Raw genomic sequence first — 15,600 nt, 5'->3', positions numbered from 1 at the left:
TTCCTCTCGTATCGGCGTGCCCTCGCGCGGTGGTCTCGGCCCTACGCCGTTCGGTAGGCCCGAAGGAAGGTCCGCACGCCCTCGACGACGAGGGGCCGGACGCGGTCGTCCTCCGCGGCGTTCGCGGAACCCAGCCTGTCCAGCGCGACGCCGAAGGCCAGCGCGATGAACTGGTCGGCCGCGAGCCGGGGGTCGGGGACGTCGAGCAGCCCGGCCTCGGCGAAGGCGGCCAGCCGCTCGGCGATGGCCTCGTCGGGGGTGTCGGCCATGGAGTTGTAGCCCCGGTGCGGCAGATGGCCGGACTCGGCCCGGACCAGTCGTTGCAGCGTCGCGTACTCCGCCGAGCCGAGCATGTCGGTCGCGATGCGCATCGAGAACGCGACCAGGGCGTCCTCCAGGCCGTCGGCGTCGGTGCGGTCGGTGAGGGTCTCGTCGAGGGTGCGCCGGATCGTGGTGATCAGTGACTGGCCGATGGTGTCGACGACGGCCTGCAACAGCGTCCGCTTGTCGCCGAAGTAGTCGTAGACCGTCCGCTTGGACACCTCGGCCCGGGCGGCGACCGCGTCGACGCTGGTCCGGTCGAAGCCGTCGGCGAGGAACAGTTCGCGGGCCGCCGCGAGGATGGCGGCCCGCTTCAGCGCGGAGCCCTCGCGCAGTGTCTTCGTGGTCGGCATGGCCACATCCTAACGCTCGAACCCTCCTACACTGCACGGTGTAGTGTAATACTGGCTCCAGCGCGCCGCTTCCCCAACCCACCCTGCTCGAACGGCAGTTACGGAATGCCTCACCCGGCATTGACGGAAGGAAGGGACGTCCATGGCCGCAACTCTGGCCCCCACGGTCCGCCTCACAAGAGCCGCTGTCGGGGCCCTCGGCATGCTGGCGGTCGCCACCGGCGCCTTGGAGTCGGTGGTGACGCCGACCCTGCCGCTCCTGCAGCGCGAGCTGGACATGAGTCCGTCCGAAGGGGCCTTGCTCAGCATCGTGCTCCTCATCACCGGCGCGCTCGTCACGCCGGTGGCGGGCAAGTTAGGCGACCGCTACGGCGGGAAACGGGTCCTGACCCGGCTGATGGCGGTGGTCTCGGTCGGCGGCCTGGTGTCCGCCGTGGCGCCGAGCCTGCCGGTGCTGCTGCTCGGCCAGGTGCTGCAGGGGGCGATGGTGGGCGCGCTGCCCCTGTCGTTCATCGTGGTGCGCAAACACCTCCCCGAGGGGGAGTCGAAGGTGGCCATCGGGGTGGTCAGCGGGCTGTTCGTGGGCGGCGGGATGGCGGGGACGCTGTCGGCCGGTCCCGTGGCCGAAGGGCTGTCCCGGCACTGGATGTTCGCGCTGCCGACGATCGCGGTCCTCGGGGCCACCGTGCTGGTGCACCGGCTGATGCCGGACGACCCGCCGGGCCGGTCGGACGACGCCGGGATCGACTGGCCCGGCCTGGTGCTCCTGAGCGGGACGCTGATCACGCTCATGGTCCTGCTGGAGCGGGCGTCCGAGATCGGCAGGCGGCCCCTCGTGCTCGGCGCCCTCGTCGTGGCCCTGATCGCCTTCGCGACCGGGTGGGCGGTCGTCGAGCGGCGCGCGCCCTCACCGATGATCGATCTGCGCATGCTGGCCCGGCCGGTGATGTGGAAGTCGTGCGTGCTGACGTTCGTGATCTGCCTCGGCACCTCGGTGCCCCTCTATCTCGTGCCGCAGCTGTTCGCGGTGCCCACCGAGGCGTACGGATTCGGGGCGAGCGCCACCGAGATCGGCTTCTTCCTGCTGCCCGGCGTCGTGACCGCGTCGCTGGCCGGGCCGATCAGCGGGATCGGGGTGCGGCGCCTCGGCTCGCGTGCCGTGATGACCGCCGGGATCGTCCTCATGGTCGTCGCCCTGATCGCCCTGGCAGGCGTGCACAGCGAGGTCTGGCACCTCGTCGTCGGCAAGGCGATGGTCGCGCTCGCCAACGGCCTGTGCGTCACGGCGATGGTGACCGGCACCGCCACCTCCGTCGGCCGCGGTGACACCGGCATCGCCACCAGCCTGGTCCTGATGACCCGCGTGCTCGGCTACGCCGTGGGCGCGCAGATCAGTGCCGCGCTCCTCACCGCCGGGACCCCCGCCGGCGCGAAGGTCCCGGACGAATCGGCCTTCGCCACCGGCTTCCTCGTCGCCGCCGCCGTCACGGCGCTGTCCCTGCTCGTCACCCGCACCCTGAGCAAAGGAGTCAAGCAATGAGCCGCACCGATCAGTTGAGGGCCGTGCGCACCCCACCGAGGCGCACGGTCCTGATATCCGGAGCGAGCATCGCGGGACCCGCCCTCGCGTACTGGCTGCACCGCTACGGGTACGCGGTCACGGTGGTCGAGAAGGCCCGCGCACCGCGTGACGGCGGCTATCCCGTCGACGTGCGCGGCACCGCACTCGACGTCGTCCGGAAGATGGGCATACTGCCGCGGCTGCGGGACGCGCACATCGAGGTGCGTCGGCTGACCTTCCTCGAAGAGGACGGCAGCACGGTGGCCTCGCTGAGTCCCCACAGCGTCACCGGAGGTGTGGCAGGGCAGGACCTGGAGGTGCGGCGCGGGGACCTGACCGACGCCCTCTACGCGGCGGTCCGTGACGACGTGGAGTTCCTCTTCGACGACTCCATCGACACCCTCGACCAGACCGGCCACGGCGTCGACGTCACCTTCCGCGGGGGCGGCAGGCGTACGTTCGACATGGTGGTCGGCGCGGACGGCCTGCACTCACGCACCCGCGAGTTGCTCTTCGGCCCCGAGGAACAGTTCCACCGCTACCTCGGCTACTGCTTCGCCGGGTTCACCATGCACAACACCCTCGGGCTCTCCCACGAGCTCATGATGTGGAACAGCCCCGGCCGGGCCGCGGCGCTCTACGCGGTGGGGGACAGGGACGAGGTGCACGCCTTCCTCAACTTCGCCCGCCCGCAACCGCCGTTCGACGCGTTCCGCGACCCCAAGGCCCAACAGGACCTGGTGGCCGAGGTCTTCGCCGACGCGGGATGGGAAGTACCCGGCATGCTCGCCGCCCTGCGCACCGCGGACGACCTGTTCTTCGACGCGGTCAGCCAGATCCGCATGCCCCGCTGGTCTGGTGGCAGGGTCGCGCTGGTGGGCGACGCCGCGTACGCCCCCTCGTTCCTGACCGGACAGGGCTCCAGCCTCGCTCTCGTCGGCGCGTACATGCTGGCCGGTTCCCTGGCCGGGCACGCCGGGGACCACGCCGCGGGCCTCGCCGCCTATGAACAGGGCACCCGTGAGTTCGTGACCGTGAACCAGGACCAGGTCGGCGCGGGCGACGCCGCCCTCTTCCCGACGACCGCCTTGGCCCTGGCAGAGCGCAACGACATGCTGCGCCGCCTCAGCACCTTGCCCTCCGCGGAGGGGCGACCGGCCCATTCGGCGCTCACGCTGCCGGAGTTCACGTCCTGACATGGGGGAGGGCACGCCCGCCGTCGGCGCGCGTGCCCGTCCGGTGCGTCCGGCCCGTCCGGCCCCTCCGGGAGGACGCTCAGTCGAGGCAGAACTCGTTGCCCTCGACGTCCTGCATCGCGATGCACGACTCGTTCTCCTCATCGGCCGGCAGCACTTGCACCTGGACGGCGCCGAGCGCGACCAGCCGTGCGCTCTCGGCCTTGAGCGCGGCGAGCCGCTCGTCGCCCACGAGCCCGGTCCCGACCCGCACATCGAGATGCACCCGGTTCTTGACGACCTTGCCCTCGGGAACGCGCTGGAAGAACAGTCGCGGGCCCACGCCTGACGGATCACTGCAGGCGAACCACGCGCCCCGCTCCTCGGGCGGCCGGGAGCGGTGGTACTCGTCCCACGTGGCGAAACCGTCCGGCGGCGACGGCGCGACGTACCCCAGCACCTCGCACCAGAAGCGGGCGACGCGCTCCGGCTCGGCGCAGTCAAAGGTGACCTGTACCTGCTTGATCGTTGACATCGGCGCACCATAGCAGGGGGATCGGGTCCGGCACGGGCCGATTTTCCAGGGCACCGGGAAGCCGAATCTCAGTGCAGGGGAAAGGCGAATCTCAGTGAGTCCCTTCCAACCTGACGGGTGGTTGAGCTGCGGGCTCCGGCGGCGGACATGAAGAAAACTCCTGGTAGACGGGTTCACGACCAAGATCACCGCATCCGCCAGGAGCTCGTGTGCTTGTCTACCCGTCTGCCATCGATCTGTCCAGCCGTACCCTGCGTTGTCTCTCCGGTCTGCTGGCAGGTCACCGACGCCGGATCGGTTCTCGTTGGCGCCGCCTGAGCTGCGGCCGACAGGCTCTGCTCGTACTCGCCCACCTACGCTGCGGCGACACCTACAACCGCCTCGCCGCCAGCTTCCAGGTCGGGATCGCGACGGTCTACCGCTACATACGCGAGGCCGTCGGCCTCCTGGCCACCCTTGCCCCGACACTGGAGCAGGCCATGCACACCATCCGCAGGAAGGCGTACGTGATTCTCGACGGCACACTTCTGCCGATCGACCGTGTTGCGGCCGACCGCCCGTACTACTCGGGAAAGAAGAAGCATCACGGGATGAACGTGCAGGTCCTCGCCGACCCGGCCGGACGACTGCTCTGGGTCTCGGACGCCCTGCCCGGCGCCGTCCACGATCTGACCGCGGCCCGCACCCACGGCATCCCCGCCGCCCTCGCCGCCGACGGCATCAAGTGCTGGGCGGACAAGGCATACCAGGGCGCCGGACCCGCCGTCCGCTTCCCGATCCGGGGCAAGCACCTGCGCGGCTGGCACCGCCGCCACAAGCGCGATCACGCAAAGATCCGAAGCCTCGGCGAACGCGCCAAGAGTTCGGCGCCGATCACGAGCGCGGGACGGTGGTCGAAGCGACACCGATCCCATTTGTGCCCGCGTCGTGTCCAGCTACCTGCGAGCCGGGCGGGGGCTGGATTCGGCCGAGCTCGCGGCTCAACCCGGACTCCCCTCCGGCGTGCTCAGCGAGGAGCAGTACCGGCCGGGGACTCTGCGCCCAGGAGCGTGAGCAGCCCGGGAAATCTCTCGTCGATGTCCGCGCGTCGTAGTCGGATGCCCTTGCGGTTGCCGTAGTCGATCTCGTCGATGAGACCTGCCTCGCGCAGGACTCGGAAGTGGTGGGTCTGGGTCTGCTTCGAGATCGGAAGATTGAACGAGTTGCAGCCCCGCTCGCTGTCGCTGCGGTCGGCGGCCAACTCCGTCATCACCGAACGACGGTGCTCGTCGGCGAGGGCGCGAAACACCGCACCCAGATCGAGCGCATCGACCTCCGAGCCGACCAGGTTCCTCCCAGCCACGCCGCACCTCCTTCAAGTACGACTTGCATCGTACCTGAAGAGCGTGCTCCACTGAGGTACGAAATTGATCGTACCTTAGTCCGGTTGCACTTCCCCGTGCCGCCGCTCCCTCAGACCTGGCCCGGCACTCGCCGGGGGCCTGGTCATCGACACTCCGAGAGGTCATCGTCATGAAGAAGCCCCAGGTGCTGATAGTCGGCGCCGGAATCGCAGGGCCCGCACTCGCCTACTGGCTCTCGCGGAACGGATACCGGCCGACAGTCGTCGAACACGCCCGGCAGCTGCGCTCCGGTGGCAGCGCGATCGTCGTGAAGGGGCCCGCGATCCCGGTCGCCGAGCGCATGGGCATCCTCCCGCAGCTCCGCGAGCTCGCCACCCGCAATCGGTCGCTGACCCTGCTCGACCCCAGCGGCAGGCGAATCCTGCAGCTCCCGCTCACCTCGGACAAGGCGCCGACGGTCGAGGTGACCCGAGCCGACCTGTCCGAGGTGCTCCACCGGTCGGCGCAGACCGAGGCCGAGTTCTTGTTCGACGACACGGTCACCGCTCTCGACCAGGATGAAGGCGGGGTGGACGTCACCTTCCGTAGGTCCGCGCCACGGCGCTTCGACCTGGTAGTCGGTGCCGACGGGATGCACTCCACCGTACGGCGCCTGGTATTCGGCCCCGAGCGGCAGTTCGCGAGCGACCTGGGCCTGTACGGCGCGACCGTCCCGCTGGAACCCGACGCCATCGAGGACCCGAGTGAGATGACGATGCTGACCGTGCCGAACCGGATGCTGGTCCTCCACCCCTCGCGGACCACCCCGCTCGCGATCTTCACCTTCCGGGCCGCACAGCCGGCGCCCCACGACCGCAAGAACATCGCCCTTCACAAGCAGACCGTGGCCGACGCCTACGCCGACGTGCAGTGGCGGGCACCGGAACTCGTGACGGCCTTCCTCGACCACCCGGCTCCGTTCTTCGACCCCCTGACCACCGTCCGGGTGCCCTCGTGGTCCCGCGGACGGGTCGTACTGCTCGGGGACGCAGCGGCGGCGACAGCCCTGCTGGGCGACGGCTCCAGCATGGCGATGGCGGGCGCGTACGCCCTCGCAGAAGAGCTCGCCGCCCAACCCGGTGACCACGCCCGCGCCTTCGCCGCCTACGAGTCCCGTCTCCGCCGCGAGGTAGGCCCACGGCAGCGACGCGTCGGTCCGCTCTCCAGGCTCATGGTGCCCCGCACCCGGCCGGGCCTCGCAGTGCGCAATACGGTGGGCCGCGCGGTCAGCCGCACGAACCGGAGCGCCACTCGCGAAGCCGCGAACCGGTAGACCGAGCCCGCACCGACCGCTCACCGGCCGGTGCGCAGCTTCCCTGTAGCTCCCAACCGGGTCGGCGCCGCCATGCGAGCAAGCCATGGCCGCCCTGAAGGGCTGGCGCCCCCCGCGGAAACTCCGCTGTAGCACCAACCGAGTCACCGCCATCGTGAAGACGATCCCCGCCCTTCGTCACGCCTCAACCTGAGGTTGGAAAAGGCTCAGTGCACCGGAAAGCCGAAGGAGTAGCCCTTCTGCTTGAGTTCGGGCAGGAGGCGGCGCAGCGCCTGGACGGTCTGGGTGCGGTCGCCGCCCGCGTCGTGGAAGAGGAGGGTCGGCCCGTTCGGCAGCTCCCGCTCGACGGTGGCGACGATGGCGTCCGTACCGGGACGCTCGAAGTCCTTGGTGTCCACGTTCCAGCCCAGCGGGCGCATGCCCCGGGACGCGGCGAGCTTGCGGCTGTAGGGGGTGAAGGCGCCGCCGGGCGCGCGGTAGTACATCGGGCGCACGCCTCCGGACGCCTTGGTGATCGCGCGTTCGGCGTCGAGTATCTGCTGCGACTGGTAGCTCTCGGGCTGCTTGTCCATGCCGGTGTTGTGCGACACCGAGTGGTCGCACAGCCGGTGCCCGGCCGCGACGACCTCCTTCACGAGGTCCGGGTGCGCCTGCGCCTGCGTGCCCACCATGCAGAACGTGGCCTTGACCCCGTACTCCCGCAGCACGGCGAGGACTTCCGGGGTCCAGCGGGGGTCGGGGCCGTCGTCGATGGTGATGTTGACGCCGCGCTTCCCCTTGTCCGAGGCGTGCGCGATGGTCGCGTCGACCGGCTTGGCCTTGCCGCCCGGTGCGGTCGCCTGGGGCGGCGCCTCGCTCGCGTCACCGGCCTGCGCGGTCCACACCGAGGCACCGGTGGCGAGCACCGTCACCCCGAGCGCCGCCCCGACCAGCTTGCCGTACCAGCCCCGCCCGCCGCCGTGCCGTGCCATGTCCGCCTCTTTTCGCGCAGTCCCTCGACGATCTCCGGTCGCCGTGCGACCACCTGGCAGGACGAGGCCCGCGCGCAAACGGCTGCCTCTGTTACCGATCAAGGACAATTCCGGGAGAGATCGCGGACAACTCCGCGCGAGCAGTGGCCGGAACAGCCCCAGTTGGCGTGATCTCGCCTCGAAGTTCCGGGGAGCGCGGGGGTTTTCCCCATGCCGCTTCGGCCGGGCAGCCGGATGTCCCGCCGCCGCGCCCGCTTCTAGCGTCGTGATCAACCGGTCCACCGATCCACCGATCCATCGGTTCACCGGTCCACCGGTCCACCGTGATCAACCGATCCGCCCCAGCCGAGGAGAGCGATGCGCGTCACGTCGAGAGTCACCACCTGCCTGAGCCTGAGCGCGCTGCTCGCGAGCGGTGTGGTCGGGGTCGGGGCCGCGACCATGGCCACGGCGAGCCCGACGACCCCCAAGAGCCCGCGACAGCACCTGACATGGGGGCGCTGCGCCCCGGAGCAGAAGGAGCTCAACGCGGCGGGCGCACGCTGCACCAAGGTGACCGTCCCGCTCGACTACGCGGATCCCGGCGGCCGCACGATCCGGATCGCCGTCTCCCGGATCAAGGCGAAGAAGCCCGCCGAGCGGCGCGGCATCCTGCTCTCCAACCCCGGCGGCCCCGGCGGCACGGGCCTCGCCAACACCCTTGCCCTGCGCCCTGCCTTGAAGGACGTGGCCGACCGCTACGACCTGATCGGCTTCGACCCCCGCTTCCTCGGCGAGAGCACCCCGATCAGCTGCGGCCCCGCGCCCGAGCGGCCCGCGCCGCGCACGGCCACCAGCCCCCGCCTCGACTTCGAGGACGCGGTCCGCAGCGCCCGCGACACGGCACGGCGCTGCAAGGACCACGGCGAGAACGCCGCCTTGCTCCCGCATGCCTCCTCACGGAACGTCGCCCGCGACATGGACGCCGTCCGCGCCGCCCTTGGCGCACCCAAGCTCTCCTACTACGGCGTTTCCTACGGCGCCGACCTGGGCGCCGTCTACACCCAGCTGTTCCCGCGCCGCGCCGACCGCATCGTGATCGACTCCAGCACCGACCCGTCGGCCACGCAGTACGAACTGTTCCAGCGCTCGGGCGCACCCGCGGAGGAGGCCCTCGACGCGTGGGCCGCCTGGACCGCCCGACGCGACGCGACCTACGGCCTCGGCACCAGCGCCGCCCAAGTCCGCGGCGCCGTACAGAAGGTGCTGACCAAGGCCGAGAAGCACCCCGTGGCCGTCGGCAAGTACCACCTCGGCGCCCCCCTCCTGCGGATGCTGCTCAAGCAGCCCGTCCAGCACGAGGAGAACGATCCGATGCTGGCCGCTCTCGTCCGTGACCTGGTCGCCGCCTCGGAGGGCAGGCTCGGCACACCCGGTCCCGAACTCGCCTCCATGCTCCAGCTGCTGGAGTCGCCCGAGCTGGAGAGCAGCATGGTCGGCGGCGCCCTGTTCATGTGCGGCGACGGCGGCTGGCCCGCGGGCGGCTGGCCGAAGAACCCGGAGACGTACTGGAAGAACAGCGTGCGCAGCCGGGTGACCCAGCCCGTCTTCGGCCCCTACGTCAACGGAATGATCGCCCCGTGCGCCTTCTGGGGAGCCGAGCCGGGCGAGCCGGGCGGCACGTCGATCGCCAACGACGTCCCGGTCCTGATGCTGCAGGCCAAGCGCGACAACAACGTCCCTTACGAGGGTGCGCTCGCCCTGCACCGCAAGCTCACCGGCTCCCGCCTGGTGACGGCGGACATCCGCTCCCACGGCGTGTACGGCCGGGGCGTCGAGGGCCGCACGCCCGTGCCCTGCGCCGACCGCGCCGTCAACACCTACCTGGGCGGCGGCAAGCTGCCCGCCGCCGACCTCACCTGCCCCCGCAACGAGAAGCACGACACGAGTACTGACGAGAAGACCGACGAGAAGACCGACGAGAAGAACGAGGCGACGCGATGAGCACGAAGGGCCCTCTCATCAGCAGGCGAACAGGACTTGCGGCCACGGCGGCGGCACTCCTCACCGGGGCGGCGACCCCCGCGGCGACCGCGAGAGCCGCCGACCGCGTGCGCCGAGGGGCTGCGCACCACCACCTCGGGCGCGACGCGAACCACCGCCTCCAACGCGACGTGGACGCCGTCCTCGCCACCGGCGCGACCGGCGTCCTCGCCGAGGTCCAGACCGCGCACGGCCGCACCACGGCACGGGCCGGAGCCGCCGACCTCACCACCAAGGACCCGGTGCCCTGGAACCCGTACTACCGCATCGGCAGCGACACCAAGACGCTCACCGCCACCGTCGCCCTGCAACTCGTCGGCGAGGGACGGCTGGCGCTCACGGACACCGTCGACCGCTGGCTGCCCGGAGCCGTCCACGGCCACGGCAACGACGGCCGCCGCATCACCGTCGCCAACCTCCTGCGCCAGACCAGCGGCCTCAACGACTACCTGGCCGCAGGCGCGGACGAAGGGGACTTCACCCCCGAGGGCTACCGCCGCAACCGCTTCCGCTCCCAGCCGCCCGAGGAGCAACTGAAGGCGGCCCTGAGCAAGCCCCCGCTGTGGCTCCCGAACGCCGACAACCCTTCCCAGGAACGCCGTTGGGCCTACTCCAACACCAACTACGTGGTCGCGGGTCTGCTCATCGAGCGCGTCACGGGCCACCCGTGGGCGCAGGAGATCCACGAGCGCATCATCGAGCCCCTGGGCCTGCGCCACACGCTCACCCCGGGAACCTCGCCGTACGTCCCCGAGCCGACCGCCACGGCGTACACGTACTTCCCCGACCAGACCCGGCCCACCGACACCACCCTCGGCTTCGGCGGCGGCGCCGACGGCTCTGTCATCACCACCCCCCATGACCACGGCGTCTTCCTGCGCGCCCTGCTGAGCGGCCGTCTGCTGCGCCCGGCCGAACTGGCCGTGATGAAGCGGACGGTCCCCGCGGACGACTGGATCCCGGCCCCCGGCGTCCGCTACGGCCTGGGCATCGCCTGGCGCCCGGTGCCCGGGACCGACGGCGGCATCTGGTTCCACGGCGGTACGAGCCTCGGCTGCGTCTCCGAGTGCGGAGTGACCCCGGACGGCGCGAAGGCGGCGACGAGCGCGACGTTCACGCTCCGCCTGGACGGCCCGGGCCAGGAGGCGCAGGAGAAGGCGACGCTGCGGATGATCGAGGCGGCACTGAGGGGAAAGTGAGCGATGCCGCACCACGTCCGTCGCCCTCAAGGGTGATGGTTGCCGCTGGTCGAGCCGGTTCAGCCCCGGGTCCGGGACTCCAGGGCCCGGCGGGTGTTCTTGCCGTACTCGCCGTCCACGTCTCCCCGGACGCCCTCGGCGACCTGGAAGCGGAAGACCGCTTCGTGGACGGTCGGCGTGAAGTGGCCGTCGGTGGGGGAGCTCCGGGCCAGGATTCCGGTCTGCTTGAGGCGGCGCTGGAGCTCCGCCACTTCGGGCCCGGAGTCGCCGGGGCGCAGGACGGGTCCCGAGGCGCCGGCCGTGCCGCGCGTCGGACCGGTGGCGCGGTCGCCGGGATCGTCGTGCGCCTTGCCCGGCGTCGACATGGCACTCGGACGCTCGCCACCCGGCGTACCGCCCGTGGCCCCGGTGGACGGCCGGAGCCGTGGGCCGTCCTGTGCCGGGCCGTGCGCGGACGAGCTGCCGCGGGGCGTCTGTGTGGGTGCGGTCGAGGGGGCGGCCGATGCCTCGTGCGAACCGTCGCGCGACGCCCTTGAGTTGGTGCCGCCTCCATCCGGTGCCTGGTCCTCTTCGCCATAGGGCGTGAGGTCGTCGGAGCGCACCTTGTCGGCCGGGCCACCGGCCCGGGACCCGGCGTCGCCGTCGGTGGCGAACTGCGTCACGAGGAACACGGCAGCGGCCAGAGCGGCGGCACCGCCCGCCACCAGCGGCCACGTGCCGAGGCGTCGCGACGCCTTGCGCCGCCTGTCGGGACGGCGATGCCCGGAGTCCGGGCGGTGGGGGACGTCCTGCGCCCGGTGCTGTTCCAGCTCCGGCCCCAGGTCCGCCCCCAACGCGAGCCCCTGCTGCGGGATCCGCGGCAGGGCCGCCGTCGCGTCGGTCCGTTCCAGCGGAGCGTACGGACGTATGTGCATCGGGTCCGTGTGCTCGGCAGCAAACGGTCCGGAGCAACCGCAAACGCCGTTCGGCGCGGCGCTCAGGTCGGACCCGCACCCGGGGCAGCAGCGGTGGGACGTGATGGCCATATCGGCTCGGGCCTCCTGCAGTTCCTACATGACTCGCCCGATTATGCAGGTATGTCAGCCGAGTTCGGGCGGCCGGGGTGCGTGAAGAGTCCCACTTCGAGGGCGCAAGATCACTATTCGATAAACACGGACTCATGGGGCTTAAGTGACCCTTAAGCGCCTTGACGGACATCGCGGAAGATCGTGATCATGTAGCTGCTCGTTCGCGATCGCACATCCAATGTGCTGTGTGGCGAACCCCATTCACCACCCCGAGGAAAGACCGACCCTCCATGCGCATAACCGCCTCCGCGGCCGCCCTCGCCCTGTCCGGCACGCTCGTCCTGCCCGTTTCCCTCGTCCTCGGCGGTGCCACGAGCGCTGCGGCCGCACCCGGTGCGTCGGCCCGGGGATGCCTCGCACCGAACAGCGCACTCGGACTGGCGGCGAGCTACAACGAGTTCGTCGAGGGCGACGCGGTCCGCAGCCCGGACAGCGAGGGCGCCGTAGCGGTCGGCGGCGACGCCGACTTCACCGGCGGATTCAGTGTGGGCAGCCACCTGGGCTCCACCTCTTCGCTGCGCGGCGGCGCGTCCCTCGTGGTCGGCGGCACCCTCAAGACCGGCGACACCGCCCACACCGTGCTCGAACACGGCGGCGGTGTGTACGGGTCGCTCGACGGCAGGCCCGTCGAGGTCAAGGACAAGGGAGCCAAGGCCGGTCAGGGCAAGAGCCCCATCGACTTCGCCAAGGAGTTCCGCCGGCTGCGCGCCGATTCCGCGGACTACGCGCGCCTGAACGCCAACGGCACCGTCCGCCTGAGCGGCGAGGGCGCGGCCGCCCGCCTGACCCTCTCCGGCGCGGACGCCAAGAGCAACGTCTTCACCGTCGAGGCCGCCAAGCTCCAACAGGCCAGGCACATCGTGATCGACGCCCCGGCCGCCTCCACCGTCGTCGTCAACGTCACCGGTTCCGCCTACGACCAGTCAGCCGCGGCCACGTACCGCATCGACGGCCCGGCCGCCAAGCTCCTGTGGAACTTCCCCACCGCCACCAAGGTCACCAAGCACAGCCACAACGCCTGGCCCGGCACGGTGCTCGCCCCCGACGCCGCCGTGGACCTCGGCGACGGCGGCCCCGTCAACGGCTCCGTCATCGCCAAGTCCCTGCGCGGCACCGGCAGTGCCGAGACCCACCACCACCCGTTCACCGGCTGTCCGGCAGAGCCGTCGGGCCCCGAGTCGGCCAAGCCCTCCGAACCGGCCGACGACAAACCCGAGTCGACCCCGTCGCCCTCGGCCCCGGCCACCGACTCCTCGACCCCGGCAGGCGGCGCGCAGCCCCCGGCGGGCGGCGACGGCACTTCGACGCCGAGCGCACCGGTACCGGCCGGCGGGTCGGGCGGAACGGGTGACCACAAGCCGGGCGAGGAGGAGCCGTCGGACGCGCTCGCGCTGACCGGCGCCACCGTCGTCCCGCTCGCCGCGATCGGCGGCGCGGTCCTGGTGGGCGGCTTCGCCCTGGCGTACGCGGCCCGCCGGCGCGCCTCGCGCTGAGGCGCTACAGGCTGACGCCGCCGGTGACGTCGACCTTGGTGCCGGTGATCCAGCGGGCGTCGTCGGAGGCCAGGAACGCGACCGCGTCGGCGATGTCCGGGACCTGGCCGATCCGGCCGAGCGCGGTCAGGCCGATGTTGCGCTCCAGGTTCGCCGGGTCGGCAAGCACCTCGGCGGTCATGTCGGTGTTCGTGAATCCGACGGCCACGGAATTCACGGTGATGCCGCGGGGGCCGAGGTGCTTGGCCAGGGTCTGGCTGAACACTTCGAGTGCGCCCTTGGTGAGCGGATAGCCGATGCCGTGAGCGGAGGCGATGCGGGTGGAGACGGACGAGATGTTGATGATCCGCCCGCCGTCCCGCAGTTGGGGCAGCAGCCGCTGGGTGAGGAAGAACGGTGCCTTGACGTTGACCGCGACCATCCGGTCGAACTCCTCCGGGGTGAGCACCTCGATCGGCCGCCCCATGAGGTTGAGCCCCGCGTTGTGCACCAGGATGTCGATCATCGATTCCCCGTGTGCGCGTAACCCGGCCTCCAGCCCGGCCACGAGCGTGTCCACATCTTCCGGAACACCCAGTTCGGCGCCCACGAGGAACGCCCGGCCACCGGCCTCGCCGATGGCCGCGGCGGTCTCCTCGGCGGCCGCCTCGCTGCGCCCGTAGTGCACGGCCACCAAGGCGCCGTCCCGGCCCAGGCGTTCGGCGATGCCGCGCCCGATGCCCCGGCTGCTGCCGGTCACCAGCGCGACTTTTCCGCTGAGTTGTCCCATGGTCACTCCTTCATGTGTACGGGTCCCTGGGCGGGCCTGGCGGGTGTCGCGGGTGTCGCGGGTCCCAGCAGGCGGGCGAGGGCGTCGAGCAGAGCCGGGTGCCAACAGGCGTAGTCGTGGCCGCCGTTGAACTCGTTGCGGGTGACCCGGTAGGGGGCGGAGCGCAGGGTGTCGTGGAGGGCGCGGCTGTAGTCGACCATCGGCCCCTCGTGCAGCCCGACATCGAGATGGACGGTGATCGGGCGCGGGGCGGCGTCGGCGAACCGGCGCACCAGCCAGGGCACGCCGCCGATCTGCTTCTGCACAACACCCGGCGCCAGCTCCGGCGACCACCACAACGACGGTGACTGGGCCACCACATGGCCGAACCGGTCGGGCCTCTGGAAGCCCGCGTACAGCGCGGCCATGCCGCCGAGGCTCTGCCCGGCGACGACGGTGCGCGCCGGGTCGCCGGTGAGCGCACCGTGCCGCACCGCCCACGGCAGCAGCTCGTCGGCGAGGAACTGGACGAAGGGGTCCCGCGCACCGAGTTCGCGCCCCCGGGTGCGGCGGTCCACGGCGTCGGGCGCGAGCACGGCGAGCGGCGGCAGCGTCCCGGCGGCGATCAGCGCGTCGAGGGAGTGCTGCAGCCCGATCCGGCCGAACCACATGTCGCCGTCGCACAGCACGAGGACCGGCAGCGAGCCGTCGCCGCCGTGCTCCTGCGCATCCTGCTGCGACGCTTGCTGCGGCTTGTCCTGCGATGTCTCCTGCGATGTCTGCGGCGGCAGGTAGATCCAGACGTCGCGCTCTCCGCCGAGCGCCGCGGTGGGGATGCGGTGGCGCTCGACGAGACCCGCCCGCGTGGGGGTCCGTCGCCCTCGCCACGCCTCGGCGGGCGCCTGCGGCAGGGCGAACAAGGACGCGTCCGCGGTGCTCCACCGCACCGGCAGGGAGCGGGAGTTGAGCGGATCCGGCGCGGCGTGCGCGAGCAGCGCACGCAGTCGCGCCTGGAGGGCGTCGGGGTCGGTGGGCGGCTCGCCGGGGGAGATGTCGGCCGCCAGGCGGTAGGAGCCGCGATGGTCGGCGCGCAGCCGCAGGCCCAGGTGCCAGATGTCGGTGCCGGGGAGGTGCTCCAGGCGGGAGTCGGCCAGGCGGTCGCGGTCGACGAGCCCGTTGGACATGAACAGCACCTGCCGCGTGGCGCGGTGCCCGCGCCGCAGGAAGGTCACGGCCCGGTGCCCGGGGGCGCCGGGCATCTCCTCGACGAGCGGGGCGCCCCGCGCCGCCACCTCCCGCCAGAACGCGTCGACAAGCAGGTCGCGTTCGGCCGCTGCGGCGCCGTCCAGCTGCTCCGCGAGCCGGGCGACGCGCGGCCCGGTGACCCGAACGGGCCGGTGGTCCGGGAGGGCGGTGGCGGGCTCCGCGTACTGGGCGCGCATGACTCCTCTTTCCGCACGGCGAACTCATCAACTTAGGTTAGCCTAAGCTAACAGTAGA

13 protein-coding genes and 1 pseudogene are annotated in these 15,600 nt (G+C 71.5%); 7 read left to right on the top strand and 7 right to left on the bottom strand.

The window, feature by feature from the left end; all coding sequences use genetic code 11:
* Window positions 1-41: 41 nt before the first annotated feature.
* Window positions 42-674, bottom strand: a complete 633-nt coding sequence (locus tag ACQB60_RS23170) for a TetR/AcrR family transcriptional regulator (RefSeq protein ID WP_496927999.1) — start codon at window positions 672-674, stop codon at window positions 42-44.
* Between the two features lie 142 nt (window positions 675-816).
* Between ACQB60_RS23170 and ACQB60_RS23165 the strand changes: the two genes are divergently transcribed.
* Window positions 817-2,214 carry an MFS transporter gene (locus ACQB60_RS23165; protein WP_496927998.1) on the top strand — a complete coding sequence of 466 codons (1,398 nt, stop codon included), beginning with the start codon at window positions 817-819 and terminating at the stop codon, window positions 2,212-2,214.
* Window positions 2,211-3,431 (top strand): FAD-dependent monooxygenase, encoded by a 1,221-nt coding sequence (locus ACQB60_RS23160; protein ID WP_496927997.1) that lies wholly within the window; start codon window positions 2,211-2,213, stop codon window positions 3,429-3,431. Before ACQB60_RS23165 ends, ACQB60_RS23160 begins: the two co-directional genes overlap by 4 nt.
* A 79-nt stretch (window positions 3,432-3,510) precedes the next feature.
* Here ACQB60_RS23160 and ACQB60_RS23155 read toward each other — a convergent pair whose 3' ends face one another.
* Window positions 3,511-3,945: a VOC family protein gene (locus ACQB60_RS23155; RefSeq protein ID WP_496927996.1), complete on the bottom strand. Its 435-nt coding sequence runs from the start codon at window positions 3,943-3,945 to the stop codon at window positions 3,511-3,513.
* Window positions 3,946-4,154: 209 nt separating this feature from the next.
* On the opposite strand from ACQB60_RS23155, the pseudogene ACQB60_RS23150 reads away from it, so the two are divergent.
* Window positions 4,155-4,811 (top strand): annotated as a pseudogene (locus ACQB60_RS23150) (transposase family protein); the annotation flags it as partial.
* Between the two features lie 140 nt (window positions 4,812-4,951).
* On the opposite strand, the gene ACQB60_RS23145 reads toward ACQB60_RS23150, so the two are convergent.
* Complete coding sequence (locus ACQB60_RS23145; RefSeq protein ID WP_496927995.1) at window positions 4,952-5,287, bottom strand: ArsR/SmtB family transcription factor; 336 nt, start codon at window positions 5,285-5,287, stop codon at window positions 4,952-4,954.
* Between the two features lie 170 nt (window positions 5,288-5,457).
* On the opposite strand from ACQB60_RS23145, the gene ACQB60_RS23140 reads away from it, so the two are divergent.
* Window positions 5,458-6,600 (top strand): FAD-dependent monooxygenase, encoded by a 1,143-nt coding sequence (locus ACQB60_RS23140; RefSeq protein ID WP_496927994.1) that lies wholly within the window; start codon window positions 5,458-5,460, stop codon window positions 6,598-6,600.
* Between the two features lie 206 nt (window positions 6,601-6,806).
* Here ACQB60_RS23140 and ACQB60_RS23135 read toward each other — a convergent pair whose 3' ends face one another.
* Window positions 6,807-7,571, bottom strand: coding sequence for a polysaccharide deacetylase family protein (locus ACQB60_RS23135; protein ID WP_496927993.1), 765 nt, complete (start codon window positions 7,569-7,571; stop codon window positions 6,807-6,809).
* A 357-nt stretch (window positions 7,572-7,928) separates the two neighbouring features.
* Here ACQB60_RS23135 and ACQB60_RS23130 point away from each other — a divergent pair, with 357 nt between their 5' ends.
* The gene (locus ACQB60_RS23130; RefSeq protein WP_496927992.1) at window positions 7,929-9,554 is read left to right on the top strand and encodes an alpha/beta hydrolase; all 1,626 of its coding nucleotides are present in this window, start codon (window positions 7,929-7,931) and stop codon (window positions 9,552-9,554) included.
* Window positions 9,551-10,792, top strand: coding sequence for a serine hydrolase domain-containing protein (locus ACQB60_RS23125; protein ID WP_496927991.1), 1,242 nt, complete (start codon window positions 9,551-9,553; stop codon window positions 10,790-10,792). The genes ACQB60_RS23130 and ACQB60_RS23125 overlap by 4 nt, the downstream gene beginning before the upstream one ends.
* A 59-nt stretch (window positions 10,793-10,851) precedes the next feature.
* Here ACQB60_RS23125 and ACQB60_RS23120 read toward each other — a convergent pair whose 3' ends face one another.
* Window positions 10,852-11,706: a peptidoglycan-binding protein gene (locus ACQB60_RS23120; RefSeq protein ID WP_496927990.1), complete on the bottom strand. Its 855-nt coding sequence runs from the start codon at window positions 11,704-11,706 to the stop codon at window positions 10,852-10,854.
* A gap of 383 nt (window positions 11,707-12,089) precedes the next feature.
* Here ACQB60_RS23120 and ACQB60_RS23115 point away from each other — a divergent pair, with 383 nt between their 5' ends.
* Complete coding sequence (locus ACQB60_RS23115) at window positions 12,090-13,352, top strand: choice-of-anchor A family protein (RefSeq protein WP_496927989.1); 1,263 nt, start codon at window positions 12,090-12,092, stop codon at window positions 13,350-13,352.
* Between the two features lie 4 nt (window positions 13,353-13,356).
* On the opposite strand, the gene ACQB60_RS23110 is transcribed toward ACQB60_RS23115, so the two are convergent.
* Together ACQB60_RS23110 and fes are read right to left on the bottom strand one after the other, a co-directional pair.
* A complete protein-coding gene (locus tag ACQB60_RS23110) occupies window positions 13,357-14,121 on the bottom strand; it encodes an SDR family NAD(P)-dependent oxidoreductase (protein WP_496927988.1) in 765 nt (254 codons plus the stop codon).
* 2 nt (window positions 14,122-14,123) lie between these two features.
* The gene (gene fes, locus ACQB60_RS23105; RefSeq protein WP_496927987.1) at window positions 14,124-15,542 is read right to left on the bottom strand and encodes an enterochelin esterase; all 1,419 of its coding nucleotides are present in this window, start codon (window positions 15,540-15,542) and stop codon (window positions 14,124-14,126) included.
* Window positions 15,543-15,600 lie beyond the last annotated feature (58 nt).

The organism is Streptomyces odontotermitis (genome assembly GCF_050510915.1).
Classification (GTDB): Bacteria; Actinomycetota; Actinomycetes; order Streptomycetales; family Streptomycetaceae; genus Streptomyces.
The sequence above is the reverse complement of the archived record's forward strand: the minus strand, read 5'-3'. Positions and strand labels throughout refer to the sequence as shown.

Coding starts and splice junctions, on each gene's coding strand:
- fes (WP_496927987.1), bottom strand. CDS start 15,542: ATGCGCGCCCAGTACGCGGAGCCCGCCACCGCCCTCCCGGACCACCGG.
- ACQB60_RS23115 (WP_496927989.1), top strand. CDS start 12,090: ATGCGCATAACCGCCTCCGCGGCCGCCCTCGCCCTGTCCGGCACGCTC.
- ACQB60_RS23135 (WP_496927993.1), bottom strand. CDS start 7,571: ATGGCACGGCACGGCGGCGGGCGGGGCTGGTACGGCAAGCTGGTCGGG.
- ACQB60_RS23110 (WP_496927988.1), bottom strand. CDS start 14,121: ATGGGACAACTCAGCGGAAAAGTCGCGCTGGTGACCGGCAGCAGCCGG.
- ACQB60_RS23120 (WP_496927990.1), bottom strand. CDS start 11,706: ATGCACATACGTCCGTACGCTCCGCTGGAACGGACCGACGCGACGGCG.
- ACQB60_RS23160 (WP_496927997.1), top strand. CDS start 2,211: ATGAGCCGCACCGATCAGTTGAGGGCCGTGCGCACCCCACCGAGGCGC.
- ACQB60_RS23140 (WP_496927994.1), top strand. CDS start 5,458: ATGAAGAAGCCCCAGGTGCTGATAGTCGGCGCCGGAATCGCAGGGCCC.
- ACQB60_RS23165 (WP_496927998.1), top strand. CDS start 817: ATGGCCGCAACTCTGGCCCCCACGGTCCGCCTCACAAGAGCCGCTGTC.
- ACQB60_RS23170 (WP_496927999.1), bottom strand. CDS start 674: ATGCCGACCACGAAGACACTGCGCGAGGGCTCCGCGCTGAAGCGGGCC.
- ACQB60_RS23130 (WP_496927992.1), top strand. CDS start 7,929: ATGCGCGTCACGTCGAGAGTCACCACCTGCCTGAGCCTGAGCGCGCTG.
- ACQB60_RS23155 (WP_496927996.1), bottom strand. CDS start 3,945: ATGTCAACGATCAAGCAGGTACAGGTCACCTTTGACTGCGCCGAGCCG.
- ACQB60_RS23125 (WP_496927991.1), top strand. CDS start 9,551: ATGAGCACGAAGGGCCCTCTCATCAGCAGGCGAACAGGACTTGCGGCC.